The sequence below is a fragment of the Shouchella hunanensis genome (genome assembly GCF_028735875.1).
Classification (GTDB): Bacteria; Bacillota; Bacilli; order Bacillales; family Bacillaceae_D; genus Shouchella; species Shouchella hunanensis.
The window spans coordinates 861104-882141 of sequence record NZ_CP117834.1; the positions used below are offsets into that span (position 1 = coordinate 861104).

The 21038-nt window shown below is 41.0% G+C and carries 20 protein-coding genes; 6 read left to right on the forward strand and 14 right to left on the reverse strand.

Annotation, left to right across the window (positions count from 1 at the left end; all coding sequences use genetic code 11):
* Positions 1 to 14 precede the first annotated feature (14 nt).
* Positions 15 to 749, forward strand: coding sequence for a polysaccharide deacetylase family protein (locus PQ477_RS04605; protein ID WP_060704716.1), 735 nt, complete (start codon positions 15 to 17; stop codon positions 747 to 749).
* Between the two features lie 58 nt (positions 750 to 807).
* Here the strand turns inward: PQ477_RS04605 and PQ477_RS04610 are convergent, their stop codons facing one another.
* From PQ477_RS04610 to PQ477_RS04655, 10 genes are all read right to left on the reverse strand, one after another.
* Positions 808 to 1923, reverse strand: a complete 1116-nt coding sequence (locus PQ477_RS04610; RefSeq protein ID WP_274273030.1) for a D-alanyl-D-alanine carboxypeptidase family protein — start codon at positions 1921 to 1923, stop codon at positions 808 to 810.
* Between the two features lie 110 nt (positions 1924 to 2033).
* Positions 2034 to 2771, reverse strand: a complete 738-nt coding sequence (gene srtB, locus PQ477_RS04615; RefSeq protein WP_035395004.1) for a class B sortase — start codon at positions 2769 to 2771, stop codon at positions 2034 to 2036.
* A 16-nt stretch (positions 2772 to 2787) separates the two neighbouring features.
* On the reverse strand, positions 2788 to 3564 hold the full coding sequence (locus PQ477_RS04620; protein WP_035395003.1) for an ABC transporter ATP-binding protein: 777 nt from the start codon (positions 3562 to 3564) through the stop codon (positions 2788 to 2790).
* Positions 3551 to 4534 carry a FecCD family ABC transporter permease gene (locus PQ477_RS04625; RefSeq protein ID WP_060704711.1) on the reverse strand — a complete coding sequence of 328 codons (984 nt, stop codon included), beginning with the start codon at positions 4532 to 4534 and terminating at the stop codon, positions 3551 to 3553. The genes PQ477_RS04620 and PQ477_RS04625 overlap by 14 nt, the downstream gene beginning before the upstream one ends.
* The gene (gene isdE, locus PQ477_RS04630; RefSeq protein ID WP_035394999.1) at positions 4531 to 5436 is read right to left on the reverse strand and encodes a heme ABC transporter substrate-binding protein IsdE; all 906 of its coding nucleotides are present in this window, start codon (positions 5434 to 5436) and stop codon (positions 4531 to 4533) included. Before isdE ends, PQ477_RS04625 begins: the two co-directional genes overlap by 4 nt.
* A gap of 23 nt (positions 5437 to 5459) precedes the next feature.
* A complete protein-coding gene (locus tag PQ477_RS04635; RefSeq protein WP_274273031.1) occupies positions 5460 to 7877 on the reverse strand; it encodes an NEAT domain-containing protein in 2418 nt (805 codons plus the stop codon).
* Positions 7878 to 7896: 19 nt separating this feature from the next.
* The gene (gene isdC, locus PQ477_RS04640; RefSeq protein WP_060704709.1) at positions 7897 to 8568 is read right to left on the reverse strand and encodes a heme uptake protein IsdC; all 672 of its coding nucleotides are present in this window, start codon (positions 8566 to 8568) and stop codon (positions 7897 to 7899) included.
* Positions 8569 to 8597: 29 nt separating this feature from the next.
* Positions 8598 to 8927 (reverse strand): heme oxygenase, encoded by a 330-nt coding sequence (isdG, locus tag PQ477_RS04645; protein ID WP_035394993.1) that lies wholly within the window; start codon positions 8925 to 8927, stop codon positions 8598 to 8600.
* A gap of 73 nt (positions 8928 to 9000) precedes the next feature.
* Positions 9001 to 10005: a FecCD family ABC transporter permease gene (locus PQ477_RS04650; protein WP_246117071.1), complete on the reverse strand. Its 1005-nt coding sequence runs from the start codon at positions 10003 to 10005 to the stop codon at positions 9001 to 9003.
* Positions 9998 to 10933 carry an ABC transporter substrate-binding protein gene (locus PQ477_RS04655; protein WP_274273032.1) on the reverse strand — a complete coding sequence of 312 codons (936 nt, stop codon included), beginning with the start codon at positions 10931 to 10933 and terminating at the stop codon, positions 9998 to 10000. Before PQ477_RS04655 ends, PQ477_RS04650 begins: the two co-directional genes overlap by 8 nt.
* 314 nt (positions 10934 to 11247) lie before the next feature.
* On the opposite strand from PQ477_RS04655, the gene PQ477_RS04660 reads away from it, so the two are divergent.
* Positions 11248 to 11700, forward strand: a complete 453-nt coding sequence (locus PQ477_RS04660) for a flavodoxin domain-containing protein (protein ID WP_432813888.1) — start codon at positions 11248 to 11250, stop codon at positions 11698 to 11700.
* A 198-nt stretch (positions 11701 to 11898) separates the two neighbouring features.
* Here PQ477_RS04660 and PQ477_RS04665 read toward each other — a convergent pair whose 3' ends face one another.
* Positions 11899 to 14094: a type IA DNA topoisomerase gene (locus tag PQ477_RS04665; protein ID WP_274273033.1), complete on the reverse strand. Its 2196-nt coding sequence runs from the start codon at positions 14092 to 14094 to the stop codon at positions 11899 to 11901.
* Between the two features lie 156 nt (positions 14095 to 14250).
* Here PQ477_RS04665 and PQ477_RS04670 point away from each other — a divergent pair, with 156 nt between their 5' ends.
* Entirely contained in the window at positions 14251 to 14754 is a 504-nt protein-coding gene (locus tag PQ477_RS04670) for a hypothetical protein (protein ID WP_144559870.1), read from the forward strand.
* Between the two features lie 143 nt (positions 14755 to 14897).
* Here PQ477_RS04670 and PQ477_RS04675 read toward each other — a convergent pair whose 3' ends face one another.
* Together PQ477_RS04675 and PQ477_RS04680 are read right to left on the reverse strand one after the other, a co-directional pair.
* Complete coding sequence (locus PQ477_RS04675) at positions 14898 to 15788, reverse strand: YitT family protein (protein WP_035394987.1); 891 nt, start codon at positions 15786 to 15788, stop codon at positions 14898 to 14900.
* Between the two features lie 164 nt (positions 15789 to 15952).
* On the reverse strand, positions 15953 to 16294 hold the full coding sequence (locus tag PQ477_RS04680) for a DUF1904 family protein (protein WP_052007954.1): 342 nt from the start codon (positions 16292 to 16294) through the stop codon (positions 15953 to 15955).
* Positions 16295 to 16755: 461 nt separating this feature from the next.
* Here PQ477_RS04680 and PQ477_RS04685 point away from each other — a divergent pair, with 461 nt between their 5' ends.
* Together PQ477_RS04685 and PQ477_RS04690 are read left to right on the forward strand one after the other, a co-directional pair.
* A complete protein-coding gene (locus tag PQ477_RS04685; protein WP_274273034.1) occupies positions 16756 to 17850 on the forward strand; it encodes an ethanolamine utilization protein EutH in 1095 nt (364 codons plus the stop codon).
* Positions 17851 to 18089: 239 nt separating this feature from the next.
* A complete protein-coding gene (locus tag PQ477_RS04690; protein ID WP_035394983.1) occupies positions 18090 to 19082 on the forward strand; it encodes a LacI family DNA-binding transcriptional regulator in 993 nt (330 codons plus the stop codon).
* A 144-nt stretch (positions 19083 to 19226) separates the two neighbouring features.
* Here the strand turns inward: PQ477_RS04690 and PQ477_RS04695 are convergent, their stop codons facing one another.
* Positions 19227 to 19709 (reverse strand): FixH family protein, encoded by a 483-nt coding sequence (locus tag PQ477_RS04695; protein WP_144559874.1) that lies wholly within the window; start codon positions 19707 to 19709, stop codon positions 19227 to 19229.
* Between the two features lie 418 nt (positions 19710 to 20127).
* Between PQ477_RS04695 and PQ477_RS04700 the strand changes: the two genes are divergently transcribed.
* The gene (locus PQ477_RS04700) at positions 20128 to 21012 is read left to right on the forward strand and encodes a cation diffusion facilitator family transporter (protein WP_144559876.1); all 885 of its coding nucleotides are present in this window, start codon (positions 20128 to 20130) and stop codon (positions 21010 to 21012) included.
* The last annotated feature ends 26 nt before the right edge of the window (positions 21013 to 21038 follow it).

Sequence of the window (21038 nt, forward strand, 5' to 3'; positions counted from 1 at the left end):
AGGAGGACAAGAAAATGAAACGATACCAGCTACTCGTTCTACTTGCGATCGTACTCTTTAGCGTTACCCATTCATCTGCTAGCTTTGCCGCAATTAAAGAGCGCTATGAATATGAACAAACAGGCAAAGTTTTCTGGGAAGCTGATACAGACGAAACAAAACTCGCTTTAACCTTTGATGATGGACCTCACCCTGCTAACACACCTGAATTACTTGATATTCTAAAAGGATATAATGTAAAGGCGACGTTTTTCGTTGTCGGAAAATGGGTCGAAGCCTATCCAGACATCATCCAACGCATGCTTGATGAAGGACATGAAGTGGCTAACCATACATACTCCCATATTTATGATGAGGCCATAACTAAAGAGGATTTAATGGAGGAAATTGATCACGCCAATCAAGTTTTAGAGGAAACGGTTCATATTCGCCCCACCTATTTCCGTCCTGTAGGAGGGTATTACACAGATGATATTATCGATGCTGCCATTGATTTAGAACAAGACGTTCTACTATGGTCTTGGCATCAAGACCCTCGCGATTGGGCAGGTACACCTACAAATGAAATTGTGAAACACGTCGTCGATCATGCACAAGGAGGCGATGTCATCCTACTTCACGATGGTGGTGGAAATCGACAAGAAACATTGCGAGCAGTGAAATTGCTTATTCCTGTACTAAAACACCAAGGGTATCAATTTGTAACGGCTTCAGAACTTTTAAAGCCCTCTCCCCTTTTTCATCATTAAGAGAGGGGTGTTTCAAGACAACGAAAAAGCAAGGCTCCCCTTGTGCCTTGCTTTTTACTTATTTTAAGTTTAAAAATTGAAGGAGACGGTCAATAAACGTTGGATTCTCTTCTTGATGGACTTCAACTTTCTCTTCTTCTTCTACTTCTTCTTCTACTTCTTCTTCAATCTGTTTAAGTGGTTCAGAGCGAATCACCTGATCATCATCCTCAATGATCAATGAACCGTTCCGAATATCAAACTGAAGATCCGCATCCTTTTCATACGTAATCGATGTGGTATGTTCAAGAATATATTCATTCCCATAACCATCTTCAAACTGCTTCCCTTTTTCTACCGTTTTCGTATCGTACGTGTCGACACCATACTCAAGTAATCGCTTTGTATCATGATAACTGTCGTTTGTTGTCGGTGCATTTAAGGTAACAGCAATGTATTCATCGTTATCTGTCTCGTATGTCGTTACCAGTGTAAAACCTGATTGTGAGACAAATCCATTCTTCACACCTGTTACTTCCTCGTGATCACGAACTAGTTGATGGTGGTTGTACAGTGTTGTTTCCCACCCTTCACCAATCCATTCTAATTCTTCTGTCGCTACAATTTCTCGAAATGTGCTATTTTTCATAGCGTACTTCGTAATTTTTGCCATATCAGCAGCTGTTGTATAATGATCGTCATCGTATAAACCATGAGGATTTGTAAAATGCGTATTCGAAACACCGACTTGTTCTTCTACGAACGTATTCATCTGCTCAGCAAACGCTTCTTCACTACCTGCCATATGCTCAGCAATAGCTGTTCCTGCATCGTTCCCCGAGTTGATTAATAAGCCTTGTACGAGCTGCTCAAGCTTCATCTCTTCATTTTCTAGAAGATAGACAGAAGTTCCAATGACATCGACTGCGTTCTCGCTAATGGTCACCTTGTCCTTCAAGTTCCCTTGTTCGATAGCAAGAATGCCTGTTACGATTTTTGTAATGCTCGCTGGGTACATTTTTTGATTTGCTTCCTTATCAAACAGAACCTCTCCTGATTTTGCGCTCATCAACACAGCTGCTTCACTATGTACATTTGGTGTATCTTCTGTATTTGCAACTGCTGAGTTCGTTGACACGGCCAGTATAACGATAACCATCATTGTACAACAAACATGACGTAATTTGGTTCCCATATTGATTCCCCTTCGACTTCATTCTACAATTTCCCCATCCTATATTTAAGCAGAAGGAGATCAAAGGAATGTAACAAAGAGATAACAATATTGTTTCAAGACCCTAACGATTATGCGGCTTGTGGGACAAGTTTTGCATGAACAACGAAACGTCCATCTTGTCCGGTGCTGTCATCACATGTCGAAAATGTAATGATTCGATCACTGCTCGATACCTCAGTAGCTGATGAATACATTGAACGTGCTTGTATTTCTCTTAAAAATTCACCGTATGCCTCATCATCTTCAAAATCAGTTTCGATGTAGTAAAAATCTGTTGTCGTATAATAAACGGAAAAAACGTCAATCGTATATTGTCCAACTGGTGTATCAAAAAAATGTCCGTCGCTCTCGTAAAAGAACGCTTCATCCGTAAAACGTTCTAGCTCATTGAACATGGTGCCATCACGCATATGATGACCATATAAAATGGTATGTTTCGCTTCTTCAGGGTGATTTCGATAATCCATAAAAATGCTACCTGCTCTTGTGCGTTCACCTTTGTAATTTCGGTTTAAATAGTAGTCGTTATCACTGCTTTGTAAAACAGGATAATGAATCTCCGTGTCATTAATTGAAACCCATCCAACAATATCTTGATTAATGGCACGCAGCTCGTCAAACGCATTTTTCCCCTCACTGTTCGCTTCTTCCTGCAACAAGTGAGTGTCAGAATAGATGTCTTTTGCCTCCAGCAACGTTTGCTTATTCTCATACGAGTCATACCAAATATAAACAAGATGACCACTCGCATAAAGGAAAACAAGCGCAAAAAAAACATTTATGGCTTTACTCCACATGCGCTTCATTTTTCACATCCTTCCTTTACAGTTTCCCTGTCGGAATAAGCAGTGGTTTAGTCAGTTCACTTCCCTTATCAATACGTGCTCTTACACAAAATACGTCTTCTACTAAAGAAGTCGTCAACACTTCCTGTACGTTACCTGCCGCTACGAGCACTCCTTCTTTCATTACCCATAGATCATCACTATATTGCAACGCTTGGTTTAAATCATGTATGACCATAATGATGGTTTTGCCTTGCTCATTTTTCAGCCTTTCAATTAAATCAAGTAATTCAAACTGATGATAAAGATCTAAATACGTCGTTGGTTCATCTAAAAGTAAAATGGGGGTCTGTTGAGCTAGAGAAAGCGCCAACCATACCCTTTGTCGCTCTCCACCTGACAACTCGAGAAGGGATTTGTTAGCCATTGCGTCTAGACCTGTCATCACTAATGCTTCCTCTACCGCTTGCTCGTCTTCTTTTTTCCATGAACCGAACCTACTCTGATATGGAAACCGCCCGTACTTGACAAGGCTTTTAATTGTGAGATCGTGTGCTACATCGTTTTCTTGGTAAACAATCGCTAGTTGCTTTGCCCAATCTTTCAAGGAATACGAATCCATTTTTTTCTTATAAAGAGTAGCATATCCTTGTTGCACTTGCAGTTGTCTTGCCAAAAGCGACAGCACAGTGGACTTTCCGCTTCCGTTCGGCCCTACAATGGACGTTATCTTACCAAGTCGAATGGAGCCACTCAACTTGTCTATGAATGGTTGCTGTTTCGTGTAGGCAAAAGACACATTATGTATTTCCATTATTGATACGCCCCCTGACTAGCAAAAAGATTAAGAACGGTCCACCTATAATGGACATAAAAATGGATGCTGGAATCTCATTTGGTGCTAATACGAGCCGTCCAAGTGTATCCGCGAGTAATAAGATCCAAGCTCCAGCAATAGCACAAAATGGTAGCAACCACTTATAATCAGAACCAATTAGTTGTCTGCCAATATGAGGAACCAGTAATCCTAAAAACGCAATGACGCCAGCGACTGCCGTTGCAATGGAAGCAAGTACAACCGCTATTATGGACACAATCAAACGAGTGGATGTTACTTTCATTCCAATTCCAAGGGCCGTTTTATCACTAAGTAATAATCGGTTGCATGCACTGGCTAAAAACAAAGAAAGTAAAATGGCAGCACCGCCGTAAAGCATCATAAGTGTTGCATCAGACCATGTTTTCATAGCTAATGTAGAAGTCGTTGCTGCCGAAATACTCGTGACCGAATAACTCCCTCGATAATTAAACACTTCTGCTAAGCCTGTAAATGTAGCATGAACCGCTACACCGATCAAAATTAGCTTTAGAGGATTTAAACCGCCTCGATAAGCAAAGCTATACACAAGGAGAAAAGCAATGATTCCTCCAATAAAAGCAAAGAGTGGCATAAAGAAATACAATTGCGGATAGATGGTCACGAATAATAACGAGGTAAAGCTCGCTCCTGACGAAATCCCAATAATACTTGGATCCGCAATCGGATTCCTCATTACAGCTTGCATTAACGCACCTGAAATAGCCAAAGCTCCACCTGCAAAACAAGCGATGATTATACGTGGTAACCGTAGATCATAAATAACGTTTACCTCTTCATCTGTTTTTGAAACTAAACCATCTAGTAATTGAGTAAACGGTACACGAATACTACCACTCATAACAGCTAGATAGAGAAGGAAAAGAAATGTAATCGTTACACTGGTAAAAACAATGGTTTTTCTCACCTTTCATTGTCCTCCGGATGCAACATTTCCTCTAAGGCATCCAATGCTTCAAGAACTGCAACATTTCCAGTCGTTCCAAACAATTCTTCTTCTAAATCGTAAACCCGTCCTTTTTCGACTGCACGAAAATGTTTCCAAATATCATTGCTTTTAAATTCTTCATCAAACATCTCGATCACCTCTTCTGGCATACCATGGGCTGCACGTAAAATAATATCCGGGTTCGACTGTTGCAGATATTCTGTATTAGAAGCCAAATACTCCATATCATTACCTGCATCAATTGCCATTTCTCCTCCAGCAATTTGGACAAGATCACCTATATATGAATGTTCAGTAGCAACAAGATAGCTTCCTGGAACTCCCATTAAAACAAGAACTGATGGCTTTTCGCTAGTGCGATACGCCTCTTCTAGCTCAGTTATTCGACCTTTAAAGCCGTTTACTAATGCAGTCGCTTCATCCTCACGATTGTACCGCTCACCGATGTCCAAAATTTCTTGAATCATGCCTTCAACACTTTGAAAATCTAAAAACTCTGCCTCGATTCCAGCTGATGTAAAAGGTTCCTCTAAATCCACTTGCAATGTCGTTACACTCCAAACAACGTCCGCCTGGAGCTGTCTAATTTGTTCTACATCTGGGCTCATTGGATTACCTAGTTCAGTGACATCGTCATAACGTGTAGGCAGTTCTTTATAGCTGGTTGGAATACCGACTAGATCTAAATCAAGAGCAGCCGCTAATTCCGTTGCAGATACTGTCGTAGCAACAATTCGCTCTTCTTGAGCGGAAGCAGCAGAAGAAGGAGTATATTCTCCTTCTTTCGGATCACTTGTTGGCTGACATGCCGCAAACAGAAACAAACTCGTTAGCACGACACCATAAAGTGACTTCTGCATAGCCATCCCTCTTTTCATTATTTTTACAACGCTTTTCTCCTGTTTTGTTTCCATTTCCATACAAAGAATGAAGCAGACAGTAAAAGCAAAGCGAGGTAGAAGCTTACTAAGGCAGGGTCTGACGTTTGTGGATTTTGCTGGTTTGTGTTCGCTGCATTCTCTACTCCACTCCCTCCGCCATTATGATAACGATCATACGTAAGGTCATCGTCATTATCGTTATTAGTGCCATTGTCATTGTTGGTTCCTAGATTAGTCACAGGCTTTGGCGTTTGATCCGCTTTTACGAGCGTTAAACTTTCTGGATCAAATTGAATATCTACATCATATTGATTATCATAGTCAAAACCTGGAATCCCTTTTACAATAATATGGACCCAAGCATCAATGGCTTCGTGGAGAGAATTTGTTTCAAATCGCACCGTCTTCTCACTCTTATCAAGGTCTTCATTTACGACGGATGGACGTACTCCATTAATTTTCAAATCCTCGTACCATGTACTATTTGTTAACGTAAGATCGACTGTATACGTCCCATCTTTCAGAAAGACAGTGGCAGGTTTTTTCGTGTACTCGTCCATTACCGACATCTCTGTCGTCCCTTTCTTCAAAACGGAAAAATCAACTGTATACTCCCCATTCACAAGTCCTTCATCGACTGGAATCTCTTTGTTATCATTTTTTGGTTGTTCTTCTTTTGGTTTTTCTTCTATCGGTTTTTCTCCTTCATCAACTGGAGTCGGCTCTTTTTCTTTTTCAACTAATGTTAAAGATTCATAGTTAAATTGAAGCTGAGCATCATACTGATTATCGTACTCAAAACCAGGTATCCCTTCTACACGGATGTGTACCCATAGATCCACCAAATCATTTAAATTTGAAACAGCAAAACGAACAACTCGCTTCTCTTCTGTTTCATCAATTGTCACTACTTGTGGACGTTTTTCGTTAATTGTTAAATCACGATACCAGCTTTCATTAAGTAATGTTAAATCAACTGTAAATTGACCGTCTTTCACATAAATGGTCGCTGGCTTTTCAGTATAACCGTCCATAACAGAAACATCATTTGAGCCTGACTTTAGGACGTTAAACTCAATATGATACCGACCGTCTACAAGCTCGCCCTCATCAGGTTGGTTTGGTGTTGGTTGCTCCGGTTGCTCCGGTTGCTCTGGTTGCTCTGGTTGTTCTGGTTGTTCCGGTTGCTCCGGTTGCTCTGGTTGTTCTGGTTGTTCCGGTTGCTCTGGAACTTCCTCCACTTTCTCAGCGTTCTCTAAGTCAAAAAACAGACGAAAATCTTGCGTGTTTTCGTACACGCTTCCATTTGGTAAAGCAACACGCATAGACACTTTCGCTGCTTGTGGATTATTAAGCTCATCTACGTTAAACGCATACGTACGTGTATTTTCGTCCGTATTCTCATTTACAATTGTACCTGTTACTAGCTCACCGTTGTTCAACACTAAGTCCGTAATTTGATGACTGTCTTTTACCGTCATTGTTAATTCTTGTTTCCCTTTTCCAATAGTCACTTGTGCTGGATTAACCAGGTAGCGACTCATCGCAGAATCACGATCCTCGGTTGCATGTTTTGCTGCAAACGGCACATCATATTTTCCTTGTTCTAACGAGCTCCATTTTAGCTCTTCTTCCGGTTGTTCTTCTACTGGTTGCTCACCTGGCTCTTCTTCCGGTTGTTCTTCTACTGGCTGTTCACCTGGCTCTTTTTCCGGTTGTTCTTCTACTGGCTGTTCACCTGGCTCTTTTTCCGGTTGTTCTTCTACTGGCTGTTCACCTGGCTCTTCTTCCGGTTGTTCTTCTACTGGCTGCTCACCTGGCTCTTCTTCCGGTTGTTCTTCTACCGGCTGCTCACCTGGCTCTTCTTCCGGTTGTTCTTCTACTGGCTGTTCACCTGGCTCTTCTTCCGGTTGTTCTTCTACTGGCTGCTCACCTGGCTCTTCTTCCGGCTTGTCTAATTCAATCATTGTCGCGTTTGCATAATCAAACTGAATATCGACGTCATATTGATTATCGTAATGAAAGCCTGGTATACCTGTTACAACAATGTGCACCCATGCATTTACTGTTTCCGCCTTCGTCGTAAAACGTACGGTTCGTTGTCCTTGGTCTGTATTCTCTGAAATGACCTCAGGTCGTTTCCCTTCAACTGTAAAATCCTCATACCAGCTGCTGTTTGTAATCGTTAAATCAACTTGATAGGTTCCATCTTTCACTACAACTCTAGCTGGTTTTTTTGTATAACCATCCATGACAGATGCCTCAGCCGATCCTTTCTTTAATACAGTAAACGGAACATCATACACACCGTTTGCTACCTCATTTTTAGCTTCTGCCGCATAGCTAGTAGATGGTGCAATGAGACTAAAGACTAACAGAAACGTCAGTATCACATTCACCATACGATTATGAATTTTCACTTTGTGTCTCCTCCTACATTTAAGCTTGTTTTACTTGTCTACGAAGGAGTACAATAGCACTGACAATGACTAGACTCATCAGTAAAGCAATAGGTGCCCCATCATTTGTTTGTGGGTTGTTCTCCTTCTCTGTTTTATTGTCTTGATTGCGTTTTTGTTCATTGTCATCCGACGATTGAGCTGCCCCCAGCGGCTCGTCGTCTTCTTTTGTTTCTTCTTTTGTTACTGTTCCACCAGTCGACGTTAGTGTATTTTCATGGAAGTCTAGACGAACCGTATAATGGTGGTCATAATCAATATCTGGCACAATGACATGTATTTTTGATTCTGTCATTCCACTCAAATCGTCTAACGGAAATTGTACAATACGTTTATCTGCTGCTGTATCTTCAGATAGCACCGTGACGTTTGAAAAACTTCCGTTTGCTTTCGATTGATACTCAACAATCCAAGAGCTATTGTTTAACGTTAGTTTTGCATGTATTTGACCATTCTTTACTGTTAGTGTAGCTGGTTTTTCCCAGTAATCATTGGCAATAGACGCGGAAGAATCACTACCATGCATTACCGTGTAATCAATTGTATACGTACCGTCTGCTAGTTCTGCCTTACTAACTGATGGGAATGCTACAGACAGAAATAAAAAGGTTGCTCCTATTAGAAGACATACCTTTTTCCATTGGGTGATCATTGTATCTCTTCCTTTTCTATATAGTTTATTTATGCCTCTTGAATTTTCGGTAAAGGCATTCGAACAATCTCAACTTGGTAGAATTCGATTTCATTTCCTAAAATGTAGTCAGGACGAGCATTTTTTCCAGAATGTGCTTCACGAAACGCTTCACTCTTCGTCCAAGCGTGAAAGTCTGCCTTTTCCTCCCAACGAGTACTAATCGTTACTTCATCATGTTCTTTTTCCTTTGAATTCACCAATACTTCTAAACCAAGAAAGCCAGTTGCATATTCAATTTTTCCAATTTTGTCAAAGCGTTCAACAAGCTTATGACCTTCCCCTTTGCGAATAAGTGTTTTATTTGCCACTATAATCATTTACTTTTCCTCCTAAAATTTAATACGTATTTCTTGCACGCTTTCTCAGTTCACCTCCTTTAAAGATAAGATGTTACAATCGAATGTTGTTTTTCTTTAACAAATAAAGAAAGAATGGCGCCCCTAAACAAGCTAATAAAATACCAACGGGTAATTCAATTGGGTCAAAAACGGTTCTTGCTAGTGAATCTGTAAAAACGACAAGTGCCGCACCACCAATCATTGAAAATGGTAATAGATAACGAGAATCACTGCCGATTAAAAGCCGAATCATATGGGGTACGACTAACCCTACAAACCCTAAAAGCCCAGCAACGCTAACTGCTGCTCCTGCTAGTAACGCAGCAAGTAAGATGAGATAAAACCGCATCCGCTCTACAGGTGCTCCCAGTAATTTCGCAGTATGATCTCCTAATAACATAAGGTTTAATGGGCGGATTGCTAAGATTGCTAGGATTAAGCCGATTACTGCATAAGGCCATACAAATTCAACGTGATACCAGCCCCTGCCTTGAAAACCACCAGCTAGCCAAGGCAAGATCCCCTGAACACGATCACTATAGAGAATCATAATGCCGCTTTGAAGTGCCCCGCATAGCGCATTAATTGCCACACCTGCCAAAATAATTTTCAGCGGTGATGCTCCTTTTTCCCATGAAAGGGTGTAAATACAGAGCATCGCGACAATGGCACCAACAAACGCAAAGGCTGGCGTTAAAAATCCATACTGTGGTAGGGCAACCATCGCTATACTAGCAGCCAATCCTGCTCCTGCTGTTACACCAATAATGCTTGGGTCGGCTAGGGGATTTTTCATCACCCCTTGTAAAATGGCTCCTGCTGTAGCTAAACATGCACCCGCAATTGCTGCCACAATGAGTCTTGGAATTCGAACATTGAACAATATAAGCGCATTTGCTTCTGTTTGGTTTCGAAAAGCTTCAGTCAAATCGGTAAGAGTAAACGTCACTGCCCCGAGAAAAATACCTGTTAAGATGGCCATTGCTAAAAAAATAGGCAGCCCAATTGCCAACCATCTTCGGCGCTTATTACGTGTTTGAACGGTTAATTCACTCACTATATGCCTCAGTTAACTGCTCTCGCATATATTGAATCGCTTCTGTTACACGAGTTCCTGGATTTGTACCAAACAGATCTGCTGGTAATACTTTCATACGCCCTTCTTGTACTGCCGGCAATTGTGACCATCCAGCGTGTTGCTCCATTTCCTGAATAAAACTTTTTTCTACACTTGATGGATCACCATGTGCCATAAAAAAGACAATGGCCGGATTGGCTTGTATGACCCTTTCAGGTGAGAGCGCCGCATATTGTGGATAATCTTGCAGTTGTTCAAATTCCGCCGCGATGTTTATCCCGCCTGCAGCTTCTAATAGGTCTCCTGCTAATGAATTTGGTAATGCTACTAAATTGGATCCTGGTGCTCCATAAATTAATAATGCTTTTGTATCTGTATGTAATGGCTCATCCAGCATCTCTTTTTCCGTTGTCTCTATTGCGCGAACGATTTGTTCAGCCCTTTCTTCTTGTTGTACGACCTCTCCAATCAACGTAATTTGTGCTTTAATATCGTTAATTGAATTGGCTCTTGTCAGCACCACCTCAGCTCCAGTCCCCTCAATGGAAGAGATATCCTTCTGATTCATCGGATCATTTGCGAACACCACATCGGGCTGAGTGAGTGTTAGTCGTTCGATATCCACTTCATGATAGGAGCCAATTTGCTCTGCTTCATCAGCCTCTAATACAACAGGTTTACCATGACTTGTTGGTCGCGCTACAACCTCTTTTTCCAGCGCATACATAATATCGAGCTCACCATTTCCTAATACAGCAATTCGTTCAGGGATTTGAGCGAATTGGATAGAACGATCGGCGAAATCCGTAACCCCATGACTTGCTTGTTCACTGTCAGCATTCGTTGCTTGACAGCCCACTAGTAGCAGCAACCCGAATAGTAAAAAGACAAACGAGCGCAGTTCCATTTTCAAAACCCCTAACGATAATGAGAATCACTTTCATTTAAGTCTTATCATATTGATAATGAATCTCATTGTCAATTACTAGTTTGAAAGTTTTACATCCTTTTTTACCTTTTTGATCTACTCCTCCTTCTAATCTTACATTTTTCGTTCAATAAATACTGCTAACCATTGATCTGCTTACAAACTGAAGACACTCAAAAATAGACATGAAAGAGAGCTGTTTTCGTCTGTTTTAAGAAAAACATAAAAAACTAATTGAAAATGATTATCACTATCATTTATTATCAAAGATATACACTAAAGGAGTGAGGATTATGCGCATTTGCTTACTATATGCTTCTATGTCTGGAAATACTGAAGATATGGCAATCATCATAAAAAAGGAACTTGAAAAAGAAGAAATCGAAGTGGTTATGGAGGAAATGGATGGCTATGAAGTGGAGAAGCTTACCGAATTCAACGGCCTCATTCTCGGGAGTTATACATGGGGAGATGGGGATTTGCCTTATGAGGTAGAAGAATTTGAGGAAGAGCTTGTAAATGTTAACTTAACTCGTATACCAGCAGCTGTTTTTGGTTCGGGTGATCGGATCTATCCTTCCTATTGTGAAGCAGTTGCCATATTTGAAGAAACGCTAAAAAAAGCAGGCGCCGTCCTTGTCTGCAACGGATTAAAAAATGAATTTGAACCAAAGAACGAAGCAGAAAAAGAGGCGTGCCGTCATTTTGCTCAACAATTTTCCATTGCCTTAAAAGAGCGAGTATAGCACTTGGTTTTTCACAAGTGCTACCGCTTCAATATCAACATCTGAGTTAATACGCACTTGTCATCGCCGGCATCCCACATTACTACGTCCAAAACTGCCTGATCGTTCAGAGATAGTGCTTGAGGCTACATTCAAGATTCATCCTGCGTTTTCTTTCACAAAAATCCCCATGTAGTAGGGTTTAGACGCAAGCATGTTTCATGATGTTCCTCCTTTTGCTTGCGAAGAGTGCATGTTGGTACGACCCTTCTTTCGATAAGTAGGCTTTTTGGTAAAATCAAATTCAACCTTCCCTTCTTTTAGCACAAGCGCTGCTGAAAACGATTTACCTGCCTTGCTCTTGAAGCCTTTTAATACAGCTGTTTCACCCTTTGTAAGTAGTCGTTTTACCATCGCGTCTGTTAATGTCTTTTTTGCTAGCTTTTTGACAATCACAAACTTGCAGTTATTCTCCTTTGACTTAGAGCAAGCGAATACAGGTCCCCTCTGCACAACAGCCGCACCACATGATGGACATGGGCCAATGCCTTCACTTTCACTCGTTTCTATTTTAGAGGTGTCTAATTCCATCGTCTTCACATGTGCCGGTGCATCCGTTAATAATTGCCGAATATACGTATGAATGTTGGCAATAAATGTCTTGCTATCTTTTTCTCCTTGTCCAATTTTCCGCAAAAACAATTCCCACTGTGCCGTCATTTCTGCCTTGCTTAATAAATTGCCTTCTACTGCTTCACAAAGGATCTTACCTTTAGTCGTAACATAAACGTTATTTTTCTTAATCGTAATATACTCGCGACTTTTAAGGGTTTCAATAATATTTGCTCGTGTAGCTCCTGTACCGATTCCAGTTACTTCATTGAGAATCGCCTGTTCCTCTTCGTCCTCAACAAACTTACCTGCTGTTTTCATGAGCGGAATAAGCTGTCCTTCTGTATAGAATGGCGGGGGTTGGGTTTTCCCTTCCTTCGCTTTAACCCTTGCTTGAATGAGTTCTCCTTTTTCAAGTGGAGGCAAGACTTGTTCCCCTTCTTTTTTCTTAGTAGAAGCGCCATGTTGAAACAATTCCTTCCACCCTAAAGCTTGCTCGATCTTACCCGTTGTATGAAACAATAAGCCTTGTACATCAACAGTCACTTTTGTCTCCTCCACTTTATAAGGAGGTGCAAACATGGCTAAGGTTGTCTTGACTACTTCTAAGTAAAGGTTTCGTTCATCTTGACGGAGTTTTTCTACTTGACTGGCGGTTGGTATTTTCTTTGTTGGTATGATGGCATAGTGTTCCTGCACTTTAGCATCGTTTACATAGCGCTTTCGTGGAAAGAGATACGCTGGTTCAAATGAACGCTCTAAAAGTTGCTGATAGCCAGTCAAGTTTTTCCGTAAATAGCTAAACTCTGCTTGTGTAATATGATTCGATTCGGTTCTTGGATAGGTTAGCCACTTTTTCTCGTATAGCTTTTGCATTGTCTTTAATACATTCGAAGGACTATATTTCCATTTGCGATTCGCCGTTGCCTGCAACGTTGCAAGGCTATGAAGCAAAGGAGAAGGAATTTCCTTGTTTTTCTTCGTTAATTCTGAAATAACGCCTGGAGTCTTCCCTTTTATCCCGTGCTGATCCAATAAAGCTGTGACATCTTCTTTGGTTTTAAGACGCTGTTTATAGGTTGCTTGAAAGGAACCTCTGCTCGCATCCACGTTCGCCTTTAATTCAAAGAACGGCTCAGACACAAATGCTTCAATCTCTTTTTGACGTAAATAGATTAAATAAAGGGTCGGTGTTTGAACCCTACCAACAGAAAAGGTATCTTGCACTCCTTTTGTTCGAAGTAACAATGAATACAACGGACTCGCATTCATTCCCACTAACCAATCAGCTACCTGCCTTGCTTTTGCTTCTTCATACATCGGCATGAATTTTTCACCTGGCTGTAGCTGAAGAAACCCTTCACGTACTACATCATTTTCTTGTGAATTAATCCATAGTCGCTTAATAGGGATGTGATCACGAACGCCTGCTTGTTTTATAATCGAGCGAGCGATATTTTCACCTTCACGGTCTGGATCTGTGGCGATAATAATGGTGGTGGCTTTCTTGAGCCAGTTCATGACTATGTTGAACTGTTCTTGCTTGCTACGAGGAACTTGGAATTCAACTTGTTCAGGCAAAATAGGTAGATTTGTTAAGTTCCAACGCTTCCATTCTTTTTTATAATGACCCGGTAAGCAAAGCTCGACTAAATGACCGATTCCCCACGTCATAATGGCTTCCCCTTTAAAAAACCGTGGATCTTGAATCGTAATATAGCCTTTCTGCTTTGTCGTTTGCTTAAAAATCGATGCGTAGCTTCTCGCTTGGTCAGGCTTTTCTGCTAATATAACAGTTGTCATGAAATCCCCCCTGTACTACTAATTCCTTTGGAGTGTATGACTAGTATACTACGATCACTGTTTTGTCTGCACCCTGCCACCACGCAACCAGACAAAACGACACACCCTTCTGTTTAGTAGTGGTAAGATAAATTCTAAATAGAGGGGGGATACAGTGTGAAAGGAATCTGGTTTTTACTTTTATTAGTGGGGCTTGTTGGTTGTTCAGATAGCAAATTGTCTGGAGTATCATTGCCAGAGGAACAGCCGGAGGATTTCAACTTTCGTCTAGCCTATGGAGTGAGTCCTCAAACGTTTAATGAAATCAATACCATTGATGGAACCTATACTAAAGATTTAGTTACGGCAGGAACAGAAACAGCTTCTTTCTTATGGACAGAAGAAGAGGTTGCTTTTTTTTATCAACAATTTAAACAGCTCGACATATTTGATCTTCCAAGACAAAGTGAAAAAGCTTCCTCCCCTTGTAGCGTACCGTATCAATCTTATGAGCTATACTTGGTAGCAGATGAAGAAGAATACACCCTTTCTTGGGATAGTAGCTGCTCAAATAAGGCGCTAGAGGAATGGGAAGCGTTTATGCATGCGGTTGGTGACGACATCATTTATCCAAGCGAAGCTTACCAGTCCTTACCCGAAGCAGTTGGAGGCTATGATTAAAAAAAGCACTTTCTTTACAGAAAGTGCTAACATCTTAATCGGTTTTCGTCTTCTTCGCGCCAATCACACAACCGCTTTACTCGATTCCTTAAGTGTCGATATTCTCTGTAACGCTCTCGTTTTGTTTTTCGTTCCATAATCGATTACTCCTCTGCTTGGTTTTTGTAGTATTGCTTTTCTTTCTTTGCACTACTAAACGTCTTTTGCGTTGGATAATGCGCTTTTGAAAACGAACCACCACTAACATCTTTAACCGTATGAACGACGGTAAAGGCGTTCTCGTCTACATCTCGGATCAGTTTTTTCAAATAAAAAAGCTGTTGTTTAGGCACGGAAACATAGATTAAATGCTCATCCATTCCGTTTTCATCATTCTTCCCCTGCAAAATAGTCGTATGAGCTCCTAAATTGGTACGAACGCTTTTGGCCACTGCTTCATATGAACTAGAGAAGATATGCACGACTTTCTTAGACTCAAAGCCTTCTAATACATAGTCCGTTACCTTCTTACCAATAAACAAAGCCACTACCGTGTACAACGTTTGAACTGGGCCGATAACAAAAATACCCCCTACCACAATCGCTGCATCTAGTACAAAATTAGTCCCCGTTAATTCCCAACCAAATTTATGGTTTACCATTCGAGCAATCGTAGAAGAACCACCTGTGGTGCTACCTGAGCGAAAAACAAAGCCAAATCCGACTCCGGTAAATACGCCAGTGTAAAGTGCAGCAAGAAGAGGATCATGAACGGGTCCACTTCTATCTTCAAGAAGAAACAAAAACAATGAAAAAAGTGGGATCGTCAAAATGGATTTTACAATCATTGTTCGTGGTAAATACCGGTAGCCGATAAGTAAAATTAAGCCATTTGCAAGCAGTGTGACAAGTGAAGGAGACCATCCCATACCGTAATAAAGTAAAAGCGCGAGTCCTGGAATACCACCTTCTGCTAATCCATTTGGCATCGCAAAAATAGCGACTGAAAAAGCAAAGAAAAATGTTCCGAGAATCATAAATCCATATTCTTTCATACGCCACTTCCTCTCTCTATCTAGTGAGTGTGCGCTGTGAAACACATACTATATTGCTCCATCTATCTCGTTATAGCTCCATTACCCGTTTCAACAAAAAATAGTCCCTTTATTGACAACAAAAAAGAGATGCGCTATCGCACATCTCTTTATTTCTGAAACCATCAATGCTGGCTTTCTGTTGTTGATTTTATCGGAACACCATCTTTATAATACAATTCTGGTGAAAGGATTAGAAAATAAATATGAACCGTTTCAAACCCTTCCTCACGTAAAAGCGCAGATAAGTTGTTGGCTATCTGATCATGAACCGATTGAGCTCTGGAAAACATTCGAATTTCTATTGTAAGAGGAACATTTAAAATGGGTTCTAACGTGCTCCTCTCAATTTTCACTTTTTCTTTTGAAATATGGACAATTTCCGAGAATACATCAATAACCGTCGGTGCAAGCGTTTGTAGTCGCTCGGATGAAAAACCTGTAAAGCGTAAATATGGCAACCCCATCACGTCTTTTCTTCTAGTTTCTACTAGATAAGTGTACTTGTCTCGTTTTGAAAATGCAACGAAAGTCCGTAGAAAAAGACGTCCAGTCATACGCACGTCTGAAAAAGCTACAGAACACAACGAGCGAACCGCACTCAAGGGGGAAGTGCGGTTCAGTGTGTATATATTCATCAAGGAAGGGGGAGAAACAAATCTTAGGCATGCCTATGATTCGTTGTCCTTTTTATAGCCGCTTTCCCTACTTGTTAAACCTGCTTTTTATAAAAAAGCGCCCCCTTTTTTATGTAAAAATGTGTAAAGTGAGTCAATACGAAAGTGTCTACTAGCGCTGAGACAATTGTCTCTCCTTTTTTTACAGCGCATACTGACAACAACATGAAAGTCATTTAGAGAAGTGATAACAGCTTGTCTGCTTGAAGGAAACTTGATATGTTAAGAGAAAAATAGATTGGATTTGTAGAATGACGATAAATGAGTGGATTATGATAATCCTTGCCTTTTTCATTGCACTCGGAGCAATTGATTGGTGTTTAGGTAATCGGTTTGGATTAGGTACTGAATTTCAACATGGCATTATGAGCATGGGTCAGGTTGCACTAGCCATGATTGGTATTATTACTATCGCACCAATTGCTGCACAGTGGCTAACGCCTCTTATCACACCATTGTATCTAGCAGTCGGTGCAGATCCCGCATCATTTGCGAATACCATTCTTGCACTCGATATGGGTGGTTATGCACTCGCACAGGAAATGGGTATTAATGCGGATGCGGCGCGTTTTTCATGGGTCTTTTTAGGAACGATGCTCGGTCCAACAATCGTGTTTACGATTCCAATTGCATTGCGAATGGTCGAATCAAACGATCAACCTGCACTTGCAAAAGGCATGCTAATTGGATTAAGCACTGTTCCTCTCGGTTGTTTTATCGGAGGGTTGTCTGCAGGGATGGCCCCTTGGATGATGCTGCAAAATCTGCTTATTCCTACGGTTTTTGCGTGCATTGTCATGTGTGCATTACGCTTTTATCCAGAGACCTCTATTACACTGTTTCTATTATTTGGAAAAGGAATTCAAATCGTAGGTGTGCTCGGATTAGCCATTGCCGCCATCTCTCACCTTACTGGATACGAATTTCATTCCAAGCTTGCTCCGTTCGAAGAAGGTCTCTTTATTGTCGGAACAATTGCCGTTGTTCTTGCAGGGGCATTTCCTCTTGTCGCTTTTTTAAAACAGGTGTGTCAGCCTCTATTTGCCCGTGTGGGAAAACAATTTGCAATTGAAGGGGCTGCCATTACGGCAATTATCACTTCATTAGCACACGCTATACCTGCTTTTAGCTTATTAAAAGACATGTCTGTAAGAAGTAAAGTCGTTGCAACATCTTTTATGGTATCCGGCGCGTTTGTTTTAGGGGGACATCTCGGCTTTACCGCCAGTGTTGATCAAAGCATGGTTGTCCCGATGATGATTGGAAAACTAATTGGTGGAGGGAGTGCCGTCTTCATTGCACTTATGGTTGAACGCAATGACAGCACTCTAAAACCGAAACCATAGGAAGCCTTCTTTCGTTTCAATGTCTAGTATGATCACACTGAATACATGCAATCTGTTCATCGAATTACACTGACGTCTATATGGAAAAGCATCAATAGCGGTCGATTTTGAATGAATCGACCGCTTTTCTTGTGGCGTTTATGTTAGACTTCCTTTTTCCTCTTTGACATTTTAGTAGAATCGGTTATAGTAATACACGCAAACGCTTAGGTGATCGCATAGAAAAGGACTTGATCTGAATGAAACGTGTAAGTATTAAAGATGTAGCCAAAGAGGCATCTGTTTCCACTGCAACTGTTTCCCATGTATTAAACGGTACTCGTTTCGTTGCTGAATCTACGACCATTCGTGTTAAACAAGCAATGAAAAAGCTTGGCTATACACCAAATTTCGCAGCAAAAACATTACGAAGTCAAAAAACGTCTACCATCGGCATCGTCCTCCCAGATATAGGAAATCACTTTTTCACTTCCATTGTTAAAGAAATAGAATTAGTTCTAGGTGAACAACAGTATCAATTATTGGTCGGCAATACAAATGAACAGGTCGAAACAGAACGCAAGAAAATTCAAGCGTTTATTTCCCAGCAAGTTTCAGGACTCATTATTGCATCAAGCGCAAAGGATTATAGCGAGATTGCCTGCGATATTCCAGATGATTTACCTAGTGTTTTTATTGACCGTCTGCCAGAGGAAACCAATCGAAGTTCCATCGTTGTCGACAACGAAAAAGGAGTTCAAATGGCGATTGAACAATTCATTGAAAGTGGTCACCAGAACATAGGACTTATTACAGGTATTCATTCTTTAAGCACAACAAAAGACCGTATAAAAGGCTACAAATCGGCATTAGCCAAGCATGGCCTTCCGTTTTCAACGAACCTAATTTACAATGGAAACTCTAAATTTGAAAGTGGTTACAAAGGCTGTGAACATTTACTAGGCACAACCAAGTTATCAGCACTTTTTGTCGCAAATAATTTAATGAGTGTTGGCGCGATGACCTATTTAACGGAGCATGGCATAGCCGTTCCAGACGACATCGCTATTATTGGTTTCGACGATTATCGGTGGGCTGACATCACCTCACCACCGTTAACAGTTATTAAACAACCAGTCGAACAAATTGGAGCGGCAGCGGCAACAGAACTATTAGAACAAATTGAATTGGGACAGTCTAGACAAAAACAGTATCGATTTGAAACAGAGTTAATCCGACGATCCTCTCATTAATTCTTTCTTATTGTGCCTCACCAAGAAGATGGTCCTTAAGATACCCTTCCATTACTCTATCAATCATTGAGTTAATGAACAGATAATCAAACATAAGCAAAAACCCTTCCTTAGCTAGGCTTTAACCAAGTAAGGAGGGGTTCTTTATTCTTCTTCCGAATCATGAAACTGACTTTGCTCTTCATTTGTTTGTGTGTTGCCTGCATTGTGAAAGGCTTCAATTTCACCTTCAGAAACATCACCAACAATCATCATCTGAGTAGGCATCACATGCAGATCCCTTGCAGTAACATGGGTTTGTACTATGTAAATCCCATCTTCACCGAATGCATACGGAGTGGCATAGACACCGTCAGCCTCTAGTTCCCCTTCTATAAGCTGTCCAGCATCTCGCTCTTGGTCTCTCCATACTTCGAAAACCACTTCCTCTGCATCGTTCACATCTTCTTCACCTTGGGTAACGTGTGCACGTAACACTGTTTCAGAGTCAGCAGGAATATGCTCCTCCACTTGGATATCTACATCTACAAGATCTGGTACATCCCACTCTTCCTGTTCACCTTGCATACAGCCACTAAGTGCTATTAAAACAAGTATTCCCCCTACTAATAGCGGTTTCACCTTCACTCTGATCTTCCTTTCTAATCAGACCTCTTACATTTAGTTTACAAGAAAAGTGTGTGCTCTGCATGAAGTTTCCCCATATTCTTTCCTGAAGATTACATTGTCGCACCACCCGATCTTTAACCAAAGCTATTAAGCACCTGCAACCTCCCTCAACACCCGTCAAACTAGGCCCTTTTTTCGTAATGAATGAGAGTTGTCTTTTTTAGAAAGAAAAATTATTTTTTCCTACAAAAAAGTTTTGTTCACTAAGGGCTGATCACCTCTATGATCGTTTAGAACCTTTGATACAAAGGCGTTTTCCCATGTGCAACTTTATTCCGATAAGGCAAGAACTTTAGTATAGCCAAAAAAGATTTCTGTAGACCCACATGGAACCTGCTTGCTATAGTCATACTATTGCTTTATAGGAGGGCACGTAATGGAGGAAAGATACAAGGAATTAAAGCAGGGAGAACGAGGTGCTCAAGTCAGCTTAGTGGCTTATATCATTCTCGCTATTTTAAAATTAACGGTTGGGATTTACGCTGGTTCGGTTGCTTTACGTGCAGATGGTCTAAATAACGTGACCGATGTCGTTGTTGCCATTGCCGTCTTAATAGGACTTAGAGTTTCGCAAAAGCCGCCAGATAAGGATCATCCCTATGGCCACTGGAAAGCAGAAACAGTTGCTTCTCTCGTCGCATCCTTCATCATTATGGTCGTTGGGATTCAAGTAATCATTGACGCCATTACATCTGTTTTCACAGGTACATCTGAACCTCCAAACATCATTGCGGCTTGGGTTGGCGCCTTTGGATTTGTTGTTATGTTTGCCGTCTATCTCTATACAAAAAAATTGGCAAAACGCATTAATAGTCACGCCGTCGAATCTGTTTCTAAAGATAATTTATCAGATGCCCTCGTTAGCGCAGGCGCAACACTAGGCATCATCGGCTCCCAATTTGGTTTACCATGGCTCGATCCGTTACTTGCTTTCGTTGTCGGTGTTATCATCTGTCACACCGCCTGGGGTATCTTCTCAAAATCTTCTCTATCCCTTACCGATGGCGTTGACGATAAAACGTTAGATGATATAAAAGAGACAGCTCTTGCTGTTGCAAAAGTAAATTACGTGACCGATGTAAAAGCACGCTACTATGGAAGTAATTTAATTGTCGATTTAGTTATTCAGCTTGATCACTCGCTTTCCTTCACGGAGGCCCACGATGTATCGACCATTGTAGAAGATCAAATTACAGAAAAACATCGCACGATTGATGTTCATGTACACGTTGAACCTGAAGGAAAAACCAATCACGAATAAATAGGAAAAGCGGATGACAGCTTGTC

Bases quoted from the DNA above. Each gene is read 5' to 3' on its own strand.
- PQ477_RS04605 (WP_060704716.1), top strand. From the start codon at position 15: ATGAAACGATACCAGCTACTCGTTCTACTTGCGATCGTACTCTTTAGC.
- PQ477_RS04610 (WP_274273030.1), bottom strand. From the start codon at position 1,923: ATGGGAACCAAATTACGTCATGTTTGTTGTACAATGATGGTTATCGTT.
- srtB (WP_035395004.1), bottom strand. From the start codon at position 2,771: ATGAAGCGCATGTGGAGTAAAGCCATAAATGTTTTTTTTGCGCTTGTT.
- PQ477_RS04620 (WP_035395003.1), bottom strand. From the start codon at position 3,564: ATGGAAATACATAATGTGTCTTTTGCCTACACGAAACAGCAACCATTC.
- isdE (WP_035394999.1), bottom strand. From the start codon at position 5,436: ATGCAGAAGTCACTTTATGGTGTCGTGCTAACGAGTTTGTTTCTGTTT.
- isdC (WP_060704709.1), bottom strand. From the start codon at position 8,568: ATGATCACCCAATGGAAAAAGGTATGTCTTCTAATAGGAGCAACCTTT.
- isdG (WP_035394993.1), bottom strand. From the start codon at position 8,927: ATGATTATAGTGGCAAATAAAACACTTATTCGCAAAGGGGAAGGTCAT.
- PQ477_RS04655 (WP_274273032.1), bottom strand. From the start codon at position 10,933: ATGGAACTGCGCTCGTTTGTCTTTTTACTATTCGGGTTGCTGCTACTA.
- PQ477_RS04660 (WP_432813888.1), top strand. From the start codon at position 11,248: ATGCGCATTTGCTTACTATATGCTTCTATGTCTGGAAATACTGAAGAT.
- PQ477_RS04665 (WP_274273033.1), bottom strand. From the start codon at position 14,094: ATGACAACTGTTATATTAGCAGAAAAGCCTGACCAAGCGAGAAGCTAC.
- PQ477_RS04675 (WP_035394987.1), bottom strand. From the start codon at position 15,788: ATGAAAGAATATGGATTTATGATTCTCGGAACATTTTTCTTTGCTTTT.
- PQ477_RS04680 (WP_052007954.1), bottom strand. From the start codon at position 16,294: ATGGGGTTGCCATATTTACGCTTTACAGGTTTTTCATCCGAGCGACTA.
- PQ477_RS04685 (WP_274273034.1), top strand. From the start codon at position 16,756: ATGACGATAAATGAGTGGATTATGATAATCCTTGCCTTTTTCATTGCA.
- PQ477_RS04690 (WP_035394983.1), top strand. From the start codon at position 18,090: ATGAAACGTGTAAGTATTAAAGATGTAGCCAAAGAGGCATCTGTTTCC.
- PQ477_RS04700 (WP_144559876.1), top strand. From the start codon at position 20,128: ATGGAGGAAAGATACAAGGAATTAAAGCAGGGAGAACGAGGTGCTCAA.